At 63.3% G+C, this 17410-nt stretch carries 9 protein-coding genes, 3 rRNA genes and 2 pseudogenes; 12 read left to right on the top strand and 2 right to left on the bottom strand.

Going from position 1 to position 17410, the window contains the following annotated elements; all coding sequences use genetic code 11:
• Positions 1-87: 87 nt before the first annotated feature.
• Positions 88-543 (bottom strand): Fe-S cluster assembly sulfur transfer protein SufU, encoded by a 456-nt coding sequence (gene sufU, locus ACQFZP_RS12370; protein ID WP_211891560.1) that lies wholly within the window; start codon positions 541-543, stop codon positions 88-90.
• Positions 540-1811 carry a SufS family cysteine desulfurase gene (locus ACQFZP_RS12365; protein ID WP_211891795.1) on the bottom strand — a complete coding sequence of 424 codons (1272 nt, stop codon included), beginning with the start codon at positions 1809-1811 and terminating at the stop codon, positions 540-542. The genes sufU and ACQFZP_RS12365 overlap by 4 nt, the downstream gene beginning before the upstream one ends.
• A 242-nt stretch (positions 1812-2053) precedes the next feature.
• Here ACQFZP_RS12365 and argC point away from each other — a divergent pair, with 242 nt between their 5' ends.
• The 12 genes and pseudogenes from argC to ACQFZP_RS12305 all read left to right on the top strand — a co-directional run.
• Positions 2054-3103 (top strand): N-acetyl-gamma-glutamyl-phosphate reductase, encoded by a 1050-nt coding sequence (gene argC / locus ACQFZP_RS12360; RefSeq protein WP_211891559.1) that lies wholly within the window; start codon positions 2054-2056, stop codon positions 3101-3103.
• Positions 3100-4263 (top strand): bifunctional glutamate N-acetyltransferase/amino-acid acetyltransferase ArgJ, encoded by a 1164-nt coding sequence (argJ, locus tag ACQFZP_RS12355; RefSeq protein WP_211891558.1) that lies wholly within the window; start codon positions 3100-3102, stop codon positions 4261-4263. The genes argC and argJ overlap by 4 nt, the downstream gene beginning before the upstream one ends.
• An 89-nt stretch (positions 4264-4352) precedes the next feature.
• Positions 4353-5243 carry an acetylglutamate kinase gene (gene argB / locus ACQFZP_RS12350; RefSeq protein ID WP_211891557.1) on the top strand — a complete coding sequence of 297 codons (891 nt, stop codon included), beginning with the start codon at positions 4353-4355 and terminating at the stop codon, positions 5241-5243.
• A 55-nt stretch (positions 5244-5298) separates the two neighbouring features.
• Positions 5299-6228 (top strand): ornithine carbamoyltransferase, encoded by a 930-nt coding sequence (gene argF / locus ACQFZP_RS12345; RefSeq protein ID WP_104311538.1) that lies wholly within the window; start codon positions 5299-5301, stop codon positions 6226-6228.
• Between the two features lie 55 nt (positions 6229-6283).
• Positions 6284-7483: an argininosuccinate synthase gene (locus ACQFZP_RS12340; RefSeq protein ID WP_104311539.1), complete on the top strand. Its 1200-nt coding sequence runs from the start codon at positions 6284-6286 to the stop codon at positions 7481-7483.
• Between the two features lie 2 nt (positions 7484-7485).
• Entirely contained in the window at positions 7486-8919 is a 1434-nt protein-coding gene (gene argH, locus ACQFZP_RS12335; protein ID WP_211891556.1) for an argininosuccinate lyase, read from the top strand.
• Positions 8920-8962: 43 nt separating this feature from the next.
• Positions 8963-9568 (top strand): annotated as a pseudogene (locus tag ACQFZP_RS12330) (DNA-3-methyladenine glycosylase); the annotation flags it as partial.
• 28 nt (positions 9569-9596) lie between these two features.
• Entirely contained in the window at positions 9597-10901 is a 1305-nt protein-coding gene (tyrS, locus tag ACQFZP_RS12325; protein ID WP_179557578.1) for a tyrosine--tRNA ligase, read from the top strand.
• A gap of 593 nt (positions 10902-11494) precedes the next feature.
• A 16S ribosomal RNA gene (locus ACQFZP_RS12320) occupies positions 11495-13014 on the top strand.
• A 441-nt stretch (positions 13015-13455) separates the two neighbouring features.
• Positions 13456-16569: ribosomal RNA gene (locus tag ACQFZP_RS12315) — 23S ribosomal RNA — on the top strand.
• A gap of 130 nt (positions 16570-16699) precedes the next feature.
• Positions 16700-16816, top strand: a 5S ribosomal RNA gene (rrf, locus tag ACQFZP_RS12310).
• Together the 16S, 23S and 5S rRNA genes form the textbook arrangement of a ribosomal RNA operon.
• Positions 16817-17068: 252 nt before the next feature.
• Positions 17069-17410: pseudogene (locus ACQFZP_RS12305) on the top strand (primosomal protein); the annotation flags it as partial.

Here is a 17410-nt window from a genome sequence, read left to right as displayed (position 1 = left end):
GCACGAACTCGAAACAGAGATCGCCCGGCCCCGATGGGGCCGGGCGATGCTGTTCCGCGTGGAGCGGAGTTGCACGCTGAAGGAGACTCAGTGCTCGCGGGCGACCGAGGCCTCTTTGAGACTCGCCTCGAGGGCCACCCAGGCGAGCATGGCGCACTTGACGCGCATGACGAACTTCGAGACGCCCTGGAACGCGACCGCGTCCTCGAGCAGGTCCTCGTCGGGCTCCGAGCCGTCGCGGGTCCGGAGCATGAGGCGGAACGCGGCGACGAGCTCCTCGATCTCGGCGGTGGTCTTGCCGACGGCGAGCTCGCTGAGCACCGACGCGGAAGCCATGGAGATGCTGCATCCGTCGCCCTGCCATGCGAGCTCCGAGAGACCGGTGCCGGCTTCGTCGAGCTTCACGCGCACGGTGATCTCGTCGCCGCAGCTGGGGTTGCGTTCGAAGTGCTCGGCCTCGGCGTCGGCGAGGGGGCCATCGCCAGACCGCTTCTTCGAATGCTCGAGGATGAGCTGCTGATAGAGGCCGTCGAGCGCGCTCACGCGTCCACTCCGAACCAGGCGCGGATCTGCCCGACCGCGAGGACGAAGCGGTCGACGTCTTCACGGGTCGTGTAGAGGTAGCTGCTGGCGCGTGTGGACGCCGTGAGCCCGAGCCTCCGGTGGAGGGGCTGTGCGCAGTGGTGGCCACCGCGAACCGCGATGCCCTTCGAGTCGAGGAACTGGGTCACGTCATGCGAATGGACGCCCTCGACCTCGAAGCTGACGAGGCCCGCGCGGGGCACGCCGGCTGGCTCGCCGATGACGCGCACGCCTGGAACGCCGGAGAGGCCGGCGAGGAGGAGCTGGCCCATCTCGGCCTCGTGGGACGCGACCGCATCCATGCCGACCGACTCGAGGTAGCGCACGGCCTCGGCGAGCGCGACGACCTGGGAGACCGGCTGCGTGCCGGCTTCGAAGCGCGTCGGGGGAGCCATGAAGTCGCTGGCCTCCATGGTGACGGTCGAGATCATCGACCCGCCTGTGCGGGCGGGCGGCAGCGCGTCGAGCATCTCGGCGCGCCCGTAGAGGACGCCGACGCCGTTGGGGCCGAGCATCTTGTGCCCGGAGAACGCGGCGAAGTCGACGCCGATCGCCGGGAAGTTCACTGGCAGGTGCGGCACCGACTGGCAGGCGTCGAGGACGACGATCGCACCCGCGTCGTGCGCGAGCTCGGTCAGGCGCTTCGCATCCGCGACCAGGCCGGTCACGTTGGAGACGTGCGCGAAGGCGAAGACCTTGGTCCGCGAGGAGATGAGGGCGGCCGCATCCTCGACGCTCCAGGTCCCACGATCGTTGACCGGCACGTAGACGAGTGTCGCGCCGGTGTCCAGCGCCAGCTCCTGCCACGGCACCAGGTTGGCGTGGTGCTCGGCCTCGGTGATGAGGATCTCGTCGCCCTCGCCGATCGCTAGGCGTGTTGCCCGTGGTCCGCCGCGGCCCGCGCTGGCGATGCGGATGCCACCGGTCACGAGGTTGATGGCGTCGGTCGCGTTCAGCGTCCAGGAGATCTGCTCCGGGGCGGCGCCGACGAAGGCGGCGACAGTCTCGCGAGCATCTTCGAAGGCGACCGTCGAGAGGGCCGCGAGCGTGTGCGCCCCGCGATGGACGGCCGCGTTCTCGTGCTCGAGGAAACGCCGCTCGACCTCGAGAACCTGAGTCGGCCGCTGTGACGTCGCGCCGGAGTCGAGATACACGAGCGGCTCGCCGTTCACCTCCTGGTCGAGGATCGGGAAGTCTCGTCGCAGCTGGTTCACCCGTGTGTCGCTCAGCGCCTGGACCGCGGTCGGTGCCCCGTCGGCGCTCGTGGTGGAAGCTGCGTCTTCGGTGTTCAGTGTCACGTCGTCCTCTCATCGGCATCGCGCCGCCGACGCGTGAACGTCGAGGCCTCAGCCTGTCAAGCCTACGAGTGGAACGCGCGTGGCGCGCTCGACATTCCCGCAGGAGACGCCCCAGGAGGCGCCCGTGGGTCCGGTCGACCGTGGTGGGGGTGGCACGGCCTAGGATGAACGGCATGGCTTTCTCCGTTGCAGTAGCTGGGGCGAGCGGGTACGCAGGTGGCGAACTCCTGCGCATTCTCGCCTCGCACCCCGAACTCGAGGTCCGCACCGTCACCGCGCACGCGAACGCGGGTGAGCGACTGCTGCGCGTGCATCCGCACCTCGCGAGCTACGCCGATCTGGTGCTCGAGCCGACGACCGCGGATGTGCTCAGAGGGCACGACGTCGTGTTCCTGGCGCTGCCCCACGGAGCATCCGGGGCGATCTCTGCGGAGCTGGGGGAGGAGACGCTGGTCATCGACTGCGGAGCCGACCACCGCCTCGAGCGCGAGGAGGACTGGGCCGAGTACTACGGCGGCGACTTCTTCGGCACCTGGGCCTACGGCCTGCCCGAGCTCGAGCTCTCAGGGGCCGAGACCAAGCAGCGCGCGAACCTCAAGGGAGTCTCACGAGTCGCCGTCCCAGGCTGCAACGTCACGGCGATCACGCTCGCGCTCGCCCCGGCGCTCCACCGCGGGCTCGTGCAGCCGTCCGACCTCACCGCCGTCCTCGCCGTCGGCCCATCCGGGGCTGGCAAGAAGGCAGCGGTCTCGCTGCTCGGATCGGAGCTCATGGGCTCGGCCAACCCGTACGCCGTGACGGGCGGGCACAGGCACAACCCCGAGGTCAGGCAGAACCTCCGCCGCGCGGGTGGGGCCGAGGTCACGCTTGCGTTCACTCCGGTCCTGGTGCCCATGGCACGCGGCATCCTGGCTACGACGACGGCGCACCTGTCCGATGGCGTGGATGCGGCCCAGCTGCGCGCCGCCTATGAGGAGTCGTATGGAGCTGAGCGCTTCGTGCAGCTCCTCCCCGATGGGGAGTGGCCGCGGACCGGTGACGTGACCGGCTCGAACCGCGCATCCATCGGCATCGGTGTCGACGAGCGAGCGGGCAGGGTCGTCGCGGTCGCCGCGATCGACAACCTCGGCAAGGGCACCGCGGGCGCCGCGGTGCAGTCAGCGAACATCGCCCTGGGACTCGAGGAGTCGCTTGGCCTTCCCCTGGACGGAGTGGCACCGTGAGCGTGACCGCAGCAGCAGGCTTCCGTGCGGCAGGTGTCGCCGCCGGCATCAAGTCGGAGGGGCGACGTGACGTCGCCCTCGTCGTCAACGACGGTCCGAGCGCGGCCTGCGCCGCGGTTTTCACCAGCAACCGATGCAAGGCCAACCCCATCCTGTGGTCGCAGGAGGCCATCAGGGGCGGTTCCATCTCCGCCATCGTCCTGAACTCCGGCGGCGCGAACTGCTACACGGGCTCCTTCGGATTCCAGACCACGCACCAGACTGCGGAGGCTGTGGCCGCGAAGCTCGGCATCGGAGCTGGCGACGTGCTGGTCTGCTCGACCGGGCTCATCGGCGTCGGCGACCAGAGCTTCCGCGACGGCGTCCTGCGCGGCGTCGAGCTCACGGCCGAGTCGCTTTCCGACACCGCAGAAGCGGGCGATGAGGCGTCGCTTGCCATCATGACCACCGATTCGAAGCCCAAGCGCTCTGTGCGCCAGGGCGAGGGGTACGTCGTCGGAGCCATGGCGAAGGGTGCGGGGATGCTCGCGCCCGGGCTCGCGACCATGCTCGTCGTCATCACGACCGACGCCGACCTCGAGTCCGTGGCGCTCGACCGAGCGTTGCGGTCTGCGACGCGGGTGACCTTCGACCGTGTCGACTCGGACGGCTGCATGTCGACCAACGACCAGGTCACGCTCATGGCATCGGGCGCGAGCGGCGTCACGCCAGATGAGGCGGCCTTCACGGCGGTGCTCACCGACGTGTGCGCCGACCTCGCACGTCAGCTGCAGCAGGATGCCGAGGGCGCGAGCCACGACGTGACGATCACGACGATCGGCGCCGCGACCGAGGAGGACGCGCTCGACGCATCACGGGCCGTCGCTCGGTCGAACCTCTTCAAGGCGGCCATCTTCGGCAATGACCCGAACTGGGGTCGCGTGCTCGCGGCGGTCGGCACGACGGACGCGGAGTTCGACCCGCAGGCGCTGGACGTCACGATCAACGGCGTCATGGTCTGCCGCGCTGGCACTCCGCACGAGCCCGCAGAGCTCGTCGACCTCACCCCGCGCGACACGAGCGTCCTGATCGACCTGCATGCGGGCGTCAGCGAGGCGACCATCCTCACCAACGACCTGACGCACGACTACGTGCACGAGAACAGCGCGTACTCGTCCTGACGAGCCACGCGAGTCGAGATGAGGAGCGACAGCCGCCGAGCGGATGCCGGACCAGCCCGACGGTTTCTGACCGGCCCGAAAGGGGCAGCATGACCACTCCTGACCTGTACGAGAAGGCGACCTCCAAGGTCGAGACGCTCATCGAGGCGCTGCCGTGGATGCAGGAGTTCTCGGGTCGTGTCCTCGTGATCAAGTTCGGCGGAAACGCCATGGTCGACACCGAGCTGTTCGAGGCGTTCGCATCTGACATCGCGTTCCTGCGCTACGCGGGCATCAAGCCCGTGATCGTGCACGGCGGCGGCCCGCACATCTCTCGCATGCTCGGCAGGCTGCGCATTGAGAGCGAGTTCAAGGACGGCTACCGCGTCACCAGTGAGGAGGCCATGGAGGTCGTCCGCATGGTGCTCGGGGGCCAGGTAGCGCGTGAGCTCGTGGCGGCGATCAACGAGCGCGCTCCGATCGCGGTGGCGACCAGCGGAGAAGATGCCGGCCTGTTCCAGGCGAGGCGAAAGAAGCTCCTCATCGACGGCGAGACCGTCGATCTCGGCCTCGTCGGTGAGATCGAGAGCGTCGACCCGACGGTGGTCAAGGCCGACATCGCGGCCGGCCGCATCCCCGTCGTCTCGTCGATCGCGAGCGACATCGACACGCCCCGAAAGGCGCTCAACATCAACGCTGACCGAGCCGCGTCGGCGCTGGCGCAGGCGCTCGGCGCGGCCAAGCTCATCATGCTCACTGATGTCGCGGGCCTGTACCGGGATTGGCCGGATGTCGACTCGCTCATCTCCGAGATCAAGCTCGAAGAGCTGCGTGCCCTGCTTCCGACGCTGTCGGCCGGCATGATCCCGAAGGTGCAGGCGTGTATAGAAGCCGTCGAGGGCGGTGTCGACCAGGCCGCGATCATCGACGGCCGGGTGCCCCATTCGATGTTGCTCGAGATCTTCACCACCGAGGGCTTCGGCACCAAGGTCTCCGCCTGATGCGCCTACGCCCGTCGTTCTGACACCTCTCCGTCACCCACTGAAAGGCAACACTGTGATTCGCCACTTCCTCCGCGACGACGATCTGACACCCGCCGAGCAGCGCGAGGTGCTCGAGCTCGCCGCGGTGCTCAAGCGCGATCGTTTCTCCGCGCGTCCGCTCGAGGGGCCCCGCAGCGTGGCCGTGATCTTTGACAAGACCTCGACGCGCACACGAGTCTCGTTCCACGTCGGGATCTCGGAGCTCGGTGGCTCGCCCCTCATCATCTCGACGGCGTCCAGCCAGCTCGGTGGCAAGGAGACCGCATCGGACACGGCTCGCGTCCTGGAACGCCAGGTCGCCGCCATCGTCTGGCGGACCTACGCGCAGAGCGGCCTGGAGGAGATGGCGCACGGCGCGCTCGTCCCGGTTGTGAACGCCCTGAGCGACGACTTCCACCCGTGCCAGCTGCTCGCTGATCTGCTCACGGTCAACGAGCACCTCGGCGACCCTGCGGGACGCACGCTGGTCTTCCTCGGCGACGGTGAGAGCAACATGGGTCACTCCTACCTCCTCGCCTGCGCGACGGCGGGGATGCACGTCCGTATCGCCGCGCCCGTCGGCTACCAGCCGCGCGCCGACGTCGTCGCCGACGCCGAGCGCATCGCCGCGGAGACCGGTGGATCCGTGATGGTCGGCGACGACGTCGACGCCCTCGTCGCCGGGGCCGATGTCGTCGTCACCGATACGTGGGTGTCCATGGGACGCGAAGACGAGAAGCAGACCCGCATCGACGCGCTCAGCGCCTACCGGGTCACCGAGGAGACGATGGCGAAGGCCGCAGATGGCGCCATCTTCCTGCACTGCCTCCCGGCCGACCGGGGCTACGAGGTCGACGCGGCTGTCATCGACGGTCCGCAGTCGGTCATCTGGGACGAGGCGGAGAACCGCCTCCACGCCCAGAAGGCACTCCTCGTCTGGCTACTCGCCAAAGCCGCGGCCTGACCCGCGCATCCACCGCACATAGACTGAACACAAGACTCAAACGCTAGGAGCATTGATGACGGAACGCGTCGTTCTCGCATACTCCGGAGGTCTCGATACCTCCGTCGGCATCGGTTGGCTGAAGGATGCCACCGGCAAGGACGTGGTCGCACTCGCGATCGACGTCGGCCAGGCCGGTGAGGACATGGAGAAGGTGCGACAGCGAGCGCTTGACTGCGGCGCTGTCGAGTCCGTGGTCGTCGACGCTCGCGAGGAGTTCGCGAGCGACTACATCGTGCCCGCGCTCAAGGCGAACGCGCTCTACCAGAAGCGCTACCCCCTGGTCTCGGCGCTCTCTCGCCCGCTCATCGCGAAGCACCTGGCGAAGACCGCCCGCGAGCTCGGTGCCGACTCGATCGCGCACGGCTGCACGGGCAAGGGCAACGACCAGGTTCGCTTCGAGGCGGCCGTCGCGGCCGTGGCCCCGGAGCTCACGTCGATCGCGCCGGTGCGCGACCTCGCGCTCACACGTGACAAGGCCATCGTGTATGCGCAGGAGCACAACCTGCCGATCGAGCAGTCGAAGAAGAGCCCGTACTCGATCGACCAGAACGTCTGGGGTCGCGCGGTGGAGACCGGCTTCCTCGAGGACCCCTGGAACCCGCCGATCGAAGACCTCTACACCTACACGAAGAGCCCGGACGAGACTCGCGAGCCCACCGAGGTGACGGTCACGTTCGAGCAGGGCGTCCCGGTCAAGATCAACGGCGAGGCGCTCTCGCCCATCCAGGTCGTCGAGCTCATGAACACGCTCGCCGGTGACCAGGGTGTCGGTCGCATCGACGTCGTCGAGGACCGCCTCGTCGGCATCAAGAGCCGCGAGATCTACGAGTCCCCGGCCGGACTGGCCCTCATCGAGGCGCACGAGCACCTCGAGGACCTGACGCTCGAGCGCGATGTCGCACGCTTCAAGCGCGGCATCGAGGCCGAGTGGTCGAACCTGGTCTACGACGGACTCTGGTTCTCGGGCCTCAAGCGCTCGCTCGATGCGTTCATCAACCACACGCAGGAGCACGTCTCCGGCGAGGTGCGCATGACGCTGCACGGCGGCCGCGCCGTCGTCACAGGCCGTCGTTCGGAGGAGTCGCTCTACGACTACAGCCTCGCGACCTACGACACCGGCGACACGTTCGACCAGTCGCACGCCAAGGGCTTCATCGAGCTCTGGAGCCTGCCGTCCAAGATCTCCGCGCGCCGCGACAAGCCGGAACTCTGAGCATGGTCGCATCCGAGGGCGGACCGAAGTCCGGGGGAGTGACCACGCAGGGCGCGCTCTGGGGCGGTCGCTTCAGCGACGGGCCGTCCCCGGAGCTCGCGCGGCTGTCGAAGTCCACCCACTTCGACTGGCAGCTCGCCACGTACGACATCGCCGGGTCGCGGGCGCACGCTGGTGCGCTCGCGGCCGCGGGCTACCTCGACGAGGCTGAGCTCGCCGGCATGCTCGACGCGCTCACCGAGCTCGAGCGACGTGTCGTCGCTGCCGAGTTCGTGGCGGCGGAGAGCGATGAGGATGTGCACGGCGCTCTCGAGCGCGGGCTCATCGAGATCGCGGGTCCGGAGCTGGGCGGCAAGCTGCGCGCGGGTCGCAGCCGCAACGACCAGATCGCGACCTTCGTGCGCATGTATCTGCGCGACCACAGCGCGACCATCGCGGAGCAGCTCGAGACGCTCGTCGACGTGCTCGCGCAGCAGGCCGAGCTCAACATCCAGGTCATCATGCCTGGCCGGACGCACCTGCAGCACGCCCAGCCGGTGCTGCTCTCGCACCACCTCCTCGCCCACGCGTGGCCGCTCGTTCGCAATCTCGATCGTCTGCGCGATTTCGGTCGGCGACTCGACGAGTCGCCGTACGGCGCGGGCGCCCTCGCCGGGTCGACGCTCGGGCTCGACGCCGTGCGTGTAGCGCGCGAGCTCGGGTTCGCGTCCTCCTCGCCGAATTCGATCGACGCGACGGCGAGCCGCGACCTGGTCGCTGAGTTCGCCTTCATCGCGGCGCAGATCGGCATCGACCTGTCGCGTCTCTCCGAGGAGATCATCCTCTGGAACACGAAGGAGTTCGGCTTCGTCACGCTGCATGACGCCTACTCGACGGGGTCGAGCATCATGCCGCAGAAGAAGAACCCGGACATCGCCGAGCTCGCTCGCGGCAAGGCAGGGCGTCTCATCGGCAACCTGACCGGCCTGCTGGCGACGCTCAAGGCGCTCCCGCTCGCGTACAACCGCGACCTGCAGGAGGACAAGGAGCCCATCTTCGACTCCGTCGAGACGCTCGAGCTCGTGCTGCCCGCCTTCACGGGAATGGTGGCGACGCTCACGTTCCACGGTGAGCGGATGCGTGAGCTCGCGCCGCAGGGCTTCTCGCTCGCGACGGACGTCGCAGAGTGGCTCGTGAAGCGCCAGGTCCCATTCCGGGTGGCCCACGAGGTATCCGGGTCCATGGTCCAGGCTGCAGAATCCAGGGGAGTCGACCTCGACGGGTTGAGCGACGACGAGATCTCGGCGGTGTCCGAGCATCTCTCACCTGAGGTACGCGAGGTCCTGTCGGTCGACGGCTCCGTCGCGACCCGAGACGGACGGGGCGGCACGGCTCCCGTCCGTGTGACCGAGCAGATCGCAGAACTCCGCGAGCGACTGGCGTCGCTCAGGTCCTAGGCTCCCAAGTGCACCAGGACCTCCACGGGCCCTTCGCGAAGGACCGCTCCCCGCAGCAGACGCGCTGCTGGGGGCGGTCCTTTCGCGTACCTCGCCCGAGGGCACCGTGTCCGTCCGCCTCACCGAGGTCGAGGCCTACGCGGGATCGGATGATCCGGGGTCGCACGGCTTCCGGGGTCGAACGGCGAGGAACTCGACGATGTTCGGCCCCGCCGGGCACCTGTACGCGTACCGCATCTACGGCATCCACACCTGCCTCAACGTCGTGGCGGGGGAGGCCGGGATCTCATCCGCAGTCCTTCTGCGAGCCGGGGAGGTCGTCGACGGGGTCGAGCTGGCGAGGGCTCGGCGCAGCGAGGGCCGCCGTTCGGCTGCTCCGCTGCGCGACCATGAGCTGGCCCGCGGACCGGGAAACCTGGTCACGGCGCTCGGCGCAATGATCGACGATGACGGCGCCCGCTTCGACGCCGACCCCTTCGCGCTTGAGCCGCCTGCGCCGAACGCGCGGCGTGCTGTCGTGCGCGGGCTTCGCGTCGGGGTTGGCGCCCCGGGTGGTGCGCATCCGTTCGACTGGCGCCTCTGGCTCGACGGCGAGGCGTCCGTTTCCCGCTACATCGCGCACAGGTCACTCCGCGCGGGGCGGCACTGAGTCGTCAACTGCTTGATACGGTTGCGCGGTGACTACGCGTGATCTGACGACCCAGCACAACGACGCCACCTTCGAGCACGTCATCGACGAACTCGAGTGGCGCGGGTTCATCCACGTCTCGACCGATCTGGCCGAGCTCAAGGAGCGGATGAACGAGGGGCCGATCACGTACTACTGCGGGTTCGATCCGACCGCTCCGAGCCTGCACCTCGGCCACCTGGTGCAGCTGATCCTCCTCCGTCGCCTGCAGCTCGCCGGCCACAAGCCGCTTGGACTCGTCGGCGGTTCGACCGGTCTCATCGGCGATCCGCGCCCCACTGCGGAGCGCACGCTCAACTCCCGAGAGACCGTCGCCGAATGGGTCGAGGGCCTCCGCGGGCAGATCGATGGCTACCTGTCGTTCGAGGGTGACAACGCGGCGCGCATGGTGAACAACCTGGATTGGACGGCGCCGCTCTCGGCGATCGACTTCCTGCGTGAGATCGGCAAGCACTTCCGTGTCGGTTCGATGCTCAAGAAGGATGCCGTCTCGGCCCGGCTCAACTCCGAGGCGGGTATCTCGTACACGGAGTTCAGCTACCAGATCCTGCAGGCGATCGATTTCCTCGAGCTGCATCGCAACTACGGCTGCGTTCTGCAGACGGGTGGCAGCGACCAGTGGGGCAACCTGACCTCCGGTGTCGATCTGATCCGCCGCACGGAAGGCGCAAGCGTCCATGCGCTCGGGACGCCCCTCATCACCAACGCGGACGGGACGAAGTTCGGCAAGAGCGAGGGCAATGCGATCTGGATCGACGCCGAGCTCACGAGTCCGTACGCGTTCTACCAGTTCTGGCTCAACACCGACGACGCTGACGTCATCGCGCGCATCAAGATCTTCACGTTCCTCACTCGTGCCGAGATCGCCGAGCTCGAGACCCTTGTCGAAAGCGAGCCCTTCAAGCGAGTCGCGCAGAAGACGCTCGCCTCGAAGGTGACTTCGCTGGTGCACGGTGAGGCAGCGACCGAAGCGGTCATCGCAGCTTCCGCGGCGCTCTTCGGGCAGGGCGAGCTCTCCGAGCTCGATGGCCAGACGTTGCGCTCGGCGATCCTCGAACTTCCGAACGCAGAGATCGTGGATGGTGCGCCGGTCGCGCAGGCCCTTGTCGACACCGGACTCGCGAAGAGTCTCGGTGAGGCCCGCCGTGCGATCTCGCAGGGTGGGGTCTCGCTCAACAATGAGCGAGTGACCGATGAGTCCACCGTCGTGAGTGAATCGGCCGCGCTTGCCGGCGGAGTCGCTGTGCTGCGTCGGGGCAAGAAGACGCTCGCAGGCCTGGTATTCCGGGCCTGACGGCTCGTCCGGCTGTCACCGACACGCCCGGGATGTGCGCCGAGTTGTGCGCCGGGCTGGCCCTGCGTAATGTAATCACTCGTCAGGCCGACGGAGCGAAACGCGAGAGCGGGTCGCACGGGCCGGACAGTTCTGAAAGAAAGATCAGCATCTGCCACTTGTTCTTGCAAGTTGGAGCAACATGATCTACACTCGGAACTCCTGCCTCACCGGGTAGCGAGATCAACGGCCTCTGGTTCTTCCAGGTGGTTGTGCGGAGGATGAGCTTCATGCTCACGGTCCGTGGTTCTTGTCCGGGGTTTGCAGTGCAAGCGATTTCTCCTTAGAGATGGCCGTGAGGTCTGAAGAGGGAAGCGCTCGATTCTTGAGAACTCAACAGCGTGCACTATGTCAAATGCCAATTTGATCCCGTGCCTCTTCTTTCTGGAGGGGTAAGGATTCCTTTTGGAAACATATTTGGACAATACAAGTCAGTACTGAGCCTTCGGGTTTGGTGTTGTTTTGTTTTTTGTCAGTTTCAAACTTGTCATCGCACTTCGGTGTGGTGGCGTGATGTTTATCAGGCAGCTTTCGGGTTGTTTGGTTGTTATTCATTTACGGAGAGTTTGATCCTGGCTCAGGACGAACGCTGGCGGCGTGCTTAACACATGCAAGTCGAACGATGAAGCCCAGCTTGCTGGGTGGATTAGTGGCGAACGGGTGAGTAACACGTGAGCAACGTGCCCATAACTCTGGGATAACCTCCGGAAACGGTGGCTAATACTGGATATCTAACACGAGCGCATGGTCTGTGTTTGGAAAGATTTTTTGGTTATGGATCGGCTCACGGCCTATCAGCTTGTTGGTGAGGTAATGGCTCACCAAGGCGACGACGGGTAGCCGGCCTGAGAGGGTGACCGGCCACACTGGGACTGAGACACGGCCCAGACTCCTACGGGAGGCAGCAGTGGGGAATATTGCACAATGGGCGAAAGCCTGATGCAGCAACGCCGCGTGAGGGATGACGGCCTTCGGGTTGTAAACCTCTTTTAGTAGGGAAGAAGCGAAAGTGACGGTACCTGCAGAAAAAGCACCGGCTAACTACGTGCCAGCAGCCGCGGTAATACGTAGGGTGCAAGCGTTGTCCGGAATTATTGGGCGTAAAGAGCTCGTAGGCGGTTTGTCGCGTCTGCTGTGAAATCCCGAGGCTCAACCTCGGGTCTGCAGTGGGTACGGGCAGACTAGAGTGTGGTAGGGGAGATTGGAATTCCTGGTGTAGCGGTGGAATGCGCAGATATCAGGAGGAACACCGATGGCGAAGGCAGATCTCTGGGCCATTACTGACGCTGAGGAGCGAAAGCATGGGGAGCGAACAGGATTAGATACCCTGGTAGTCCATGCCGTAAACGTTGGGCGCTAGATGTGGGGACCATTCCACGGTTTCCGTGTCGTAGCTAACGCATTAAGCGCCCCGCCTGGGGAGTACGGCCGCAAGGCTAAAACTCAAAGGAATTGACGGGGGCCCGCACAAGCGGCGGAGCATGCGGATTAATTCGATGCAACGCGAAGAACCTTACCAAGGCTTGACATATACCGGAAACGTTCAGAAATGTTCGCCCCGCAAGGTCGGTATACAGGTGGTGCATGGTTGTCGTCAGCTCGTGTCGTGAGATGTTGGGTTAAGTCCCGCAACGAGCGCAACCCTCGTCGTATGTTGCCAGCACGTAATGGTGGGAACTCATATGAGACTGCCGGGGTCAACTCGGAGGAAGGTGGGGATGACGTCAAATCATCATGCCCCTTATGTCTTGGGCTTCACGCATGCTACAATGGCTGGTACAATGGGCTGCAATACCGCGAGGTGGAGCGAATCCCAAAAAGCCAGTCTCAGTTCGGATTGGGGTCTGCAACTCGACCCCATGAAGTCGGAGTCGCTAGTAATCGCAGATCAGCAACGCTGCGGTGAATACGTTCCCGGGCCTTGTACACACCGCCCGTCAAGTCATGAAAGTCGGTAACACCCGAAGCCGGTGGCCTAACCTTTTGGAGGGAGCCGTCGAAGGTGGGATCGGTAATTAGGACTAAGTCGTAACAAGGTAGCCGTACCGGAAGGTGCGGCTGGATCACCTCCTTTCTAAGGAGCACTTAGCACGCACTCTTCGGGGTGTGGAGCTGAAGTCATTTCGGTCGCAAACGTCGACCGGTGGCGCTCATGGGTGGAACATTTGACTATTCGGTGCTTGTTGTTGTTCGTGCGGAGTACGCCCTTTGGGGTTGGAAACGTGTGGGTGATGGTGAGTGCTGGTGTGCACGCTGTTGGGTCCTGAGGGACCGGGCCTGCTGCTGCTCGCGGCTTCTTTCGGGAAGTTGGGGTGGTGGTGGATCGGACTCTCGGGCCTTCTTGGTTGGCTTTGTGTCAGTCGGGTTGGTACCGATCGTATGTTGAGAACTACACAGTGGACGCGAGCATCTTGAATGCTGCAAATGTTGATCGTCTTCGGATGGTTGGGTTTGTGGTGTTCAGCAATTTTAGTCAAGAGTTTCTGAGAATGAAATGATTGGCTACTCATGTGTAAATCAAATCTTTAAGAGCAAACGGTGGATGCCTTGGCATCTGGAGCCGAAGAAGGACGTAGAAATCTGCGATAAGCCTCGGGGAGTTGATAATCGAACTTTGATCCGAGGATTTCCGAATGGGGAAACCCCGCCAGGCCCCTTGTGGTGACCTGGTGACTCCCGCCTGAATATATAGGGCGGGTAGAGGGAACGTGGGGAAGTGAAACATCTCAGTACCCACAGGAAGAGAAAACAACAGTGATTCCGTTAGTAGTGGCGAGCGAACGCGGATCAGGCTAAACCGGTCGTGTGTGATACCTGGTAGGGGTTGCACGGTCGGGGTTGTGGGACTTTTCATGCTGCTCTACCAGGCAGTGGGCGTGACAGTAGCGTATAGACGAACAGCTTTGAATGGCTGACCAGAGGGGGTGCGAGTCCCGTAGTCGAAATGCGTGTATTGACGTTGAAGAGTATCCCAAGTAGCACGGGGCCCGAGAAATCCCGTGTGAATCTGTCAGGACCACCTGATAAGCCTAAATACTCCCAGATGACCGATAGCGGACAAGTACCGTGAGGGAAAGGTGAAAAGTACCCCGGGAGGGGAGTGAAATAGTACCTGAAACCGTTTGCTTACAATCCGTCGGAGCAGCCTTGTAGCTGTGACGGCGTGCCTTTTGAAGAATGAGCCTGCGAGTTAGTGATATGTGGCGAGGTTAACCCGTGTGGGGCAGCCGTAGCGAAAGCGAGTCTGAATAGGGCGATTCAGTCGCATGTCCTAGACCCGAAGCGAAGTGATCTATCCATGGCCAGGTTGAAGCGAAGGTAAGACTTCGTGGAGGACCGAACCCACCTAGGTTGAAAACTGGGGGGATGAGCTGTGGTTAGGGGTGAAAGGCCAATCAAACTTCGTGATAGCTGGTTCTCTCCGAAATGCATTTAGGTGCAGCGTTGCGTGTTTCTTACCGGAGGTAGAGCTACTGGATGGCCGATGGGGCCCAAAAGCTTACTGACGTCAGCCAAACTCCGAATGCCGGTAAGTGAGAGCGCAGCAGTGAGACTGTGGGGGATAAGCTTCATAGTCGAGAGGGAAACAACCCAGACCACCAACTAAGGTCCCAAAGCGCGTGCTAAGTGGAAAAGGATGTGGAGTTGCACAGACAACCAGGAGGTTGGCTTAGAAGCAGCCACCCTTGAAAGAGTGCGTAATAGCTCACTGGTCAAGTGATTCCGCGCCGACAATGTAACGGGGCTCAAGCACGCCACCGAAGTTGTGGCATTCATATTTATAGACAGGCCTTCGTGGTCCAGTCGTGTGGATGGGTAGGAGAGCGTCGTGTGGCGAGTGAAGCGGCGGTGGAAACCAGCCGTGGACGCTACACGAGTGAGAATGCAGGCATGAGTAGCGAAAGACGGGTGAGAAACCCGTCCTCCGAATGATCAAGGGTTCCAGGGTCAAGCTAATCTTCCCTGGGTAAGCCGGGACCTAAGGCGAGGCCGACAGGCGTAGTCGATGGACAACGGGTTGATATTCCCGTGGCCGGCGAAAAACCGCCCAAGCTAATCCAGTAGTGCTAAGAGTCCGAATCTTCTCGTCTGCCTTCGGGTGGGTGGGAAGCCTAGCGCTCGACCCCGTTCTGGTGCGGTTAGCGTATTAACAGGTGTGACGCAGAAAGGTAGCCGAACCGGGTGATTGGTTGAATCCGGGCAAGGATGTAGGGTGAGTGATAGGCAAATCCGTCACTCGTGAAGCCTGAGATCTGACGCGGAACTCACTTTTGTGAGGTAGTCGGTGATCCTCTGCTGCCAAGAAAAGCATCGACGCGAGGTTTTAGTCGCCCGTACCCCAAACCGACACAGGTGATCAGGTAGAGAATACCAAGGAGATCGAGAGAATCGTGGTTAAGGAACTCGGCAAAATGCCCCCGTAACTTCGGGAGAAGGGGGGCCTGAGGCGTATAGGGATTTACTCCTGAAAGCGCATTGATGGCCGCAGAGACCAGTGGGAAGCGACTGTTTATCAAAAACACAGGTCCGTGCGAAGTCGCAAGACGATGTATACGGACTGACGCCTGCCCGGTGCTGGAAGGTTAAGAGGAAGGGTTAGCTTCGGCGAAGCTCTGAATTTAAGCCCCAGTAAACGGCGGTGGTAACTATAACCATCCTAAGGTAGCGAAATTCCTTGTCGGGTAAGTTCCGACCTGCACGAATGGCGTAACGACTTCCCAGCTGTCTCAACCGCGAACTCGGCGAAATTGCATTACGAGTAAAGATGCTCGTTACGCGCAGCAGGACGAAAAGACCCCGTGACCTTTACTACAGCTTGGTATTGGTGTTCGGTGTGGCTTGTGTAGGATAGGTGGGAGACTGTGAAGCGGGCACGCTAGTGTTCGTGGAGTCGTTGTTGAAATACCACTCTGGTCATTCTGGATATCTAACTTCGAACCGTAATCCGGTTCAGGGACAGTGCCTGGTGGGTAGTTTAACTGGGGCGGTTGCCTCCTAAAGAGTAACGGAGGCGCCCAAAGGTTCCCTCAACCTGGTTGGCAATCAGGTGGCGAGTGTAAGTGCACAAGGGAGCTTGACTGTGAGACTGACAAGTCGAGCAGGGACGAAAGTCGGGACTAGTGATCCGGCAGTGGCTTGTGGAAGCGCTGTCGCTCAACGGATAAAAGGTACCTCGGGGATAACAGGCTGATCTTGCCCAAGAGTCCATATCGACGGCATGGTTTGGCACCTCGATGTCGGCTCGTCGCATCCTGGGGCTGGAGTAGGTCCCAAGGGTTGGGCTGTTCGCCCATTAAAGCGGCACGCGAGCTGGGTTCAGAACGTCGTGAGACAGTTCGGTCTCTATCCGCTGCGCGCGTAGGAAATTTGAGAAGATCTATCTTTAGTACGAGAGGACCGAGATGGACGAACCTCTGGTGTGTCAGTTGTTCCGCCAGGAGCACCGCTGATTGGCTACGTTCGGAACGGATAACCGCTGAAAGCATCTAAGCGGGAAGCCGGCTTCAAGATGAGATTTCCATCCCTTCGGGGGAGAAGCTCCCAGTAGACGACTGGGTTGATAGGCCGGATGTGGAAGCACAGAAATGTGTGGAGCTGACCGGTACTAATAAGCTGATGATTTGATAAAACATGCACATGAATGTTGTTGCTGTTCGCGTCCACTTTGTGGTTCTCGATAGACGATCGAGAATCGACCACATGCCGGCCCGTTTTGGGTGTGGTGTGTGGTTCGAAACATGATGGTTTGTCCATAGTGTTTCGGCGGTCATAGCGAGAGGGAAACGCCCGGTTACATTCCGAACCCGGAAGCTAAGACTCTCAGCGCCGATGGTACTGCAGGGGGGACCCTGTGGGAGAGTAGGTCACCGCCGGACTTCTTCATGAGCCGGGGTTGGTTGGTGAGTGAGCAGAGATGCTCCTCACCCACCAACCCCGGCTTTTTTCATTTGCCATCAAGTACTACGCGCCGCCTTTACGACCACTCGGACGGCAGCAGACGCACGAGTCAGGGACCCTGAAGCTCGGAACCGCGTTGGCGTAGGCTGGGTGGCGACGCAAGCGTCCAAGGTGAGGCGCATCCAAACGAGTACAACAACAATTCGACAGCGCATCCCGAGGAGCTATTCATGGACGCAAACGACAACGAGCGGCGAAGCTCAAACAACGACCGTGGAGCGGGCAACCGCAACGAACGCGGCGGCCAGGATGGCCGACGGGATGCCAGCGGACGTGGCGGCGAGCGCAAGAGCTACCCGCCCCGCGATGGCGAGCGTCGTCCGTACAACTCGCGTGATGACCGCGGTGACAACCGTGGCGAGCGCAAGTCCTACCCGCCTCGCGACGGTGAGCGGAAGTCGTACGCTCCTCGCGACGGTGAGCGGAAGTCGTACCCTCCTCGCGACGGTGAGCGGAAGTCGTACCCGCCTCGCGACGGTGAGCGGAAGTCGTACCCGCCTCGCGACGGTGAG

Source organism: Pseudoclavibacter sp. Marseille-Q434 (assembly GCF_050315415.1).
Taxonomy (GTDB): Bacteria; Actinomycetota; Actinomycetes; order Actinomycetales; family Microbacteriaceae; genus Pseudoclavibacter.
The sequence above is the reverse complement of the archived record's forward strand: the minus strand, read 5'-3'. Positions and strand labels throughout refer to the sequence as shown.

What these genes read in the sequence shown, in the direction of transcription:
- argC (WP_211891559.1), top strand. Translation starts at nt 2,054, where the DNA reads ATGGCTTTCTCCGTTGCAGTAGCTGGGGCGAGCGGGTACGCAGGTGGC.
- argB (WP_211891557.1), top strand. Translation starts at nt 4,353, where the DNA reads ATGACCACTCCTGACCTGTACGAGAAGGCGACCTCCAAGGTCGAGACG.
- ACQFZP_RS12340 (WP_104311539.1), top strand. Translation starts at nt 6,284, where the DNA reads ATGACGGAACGCGTCGTTCTCGCATACTCCGGAGGTCTCGATACCTCC.
- argH (WP_211891556.1), top strand. Translation starts at nt 7,486, where the DNA reads ATGGTCGCATCCGAGGGCGGACCGAAGTCCGGGGGAGTGACCACGCAG.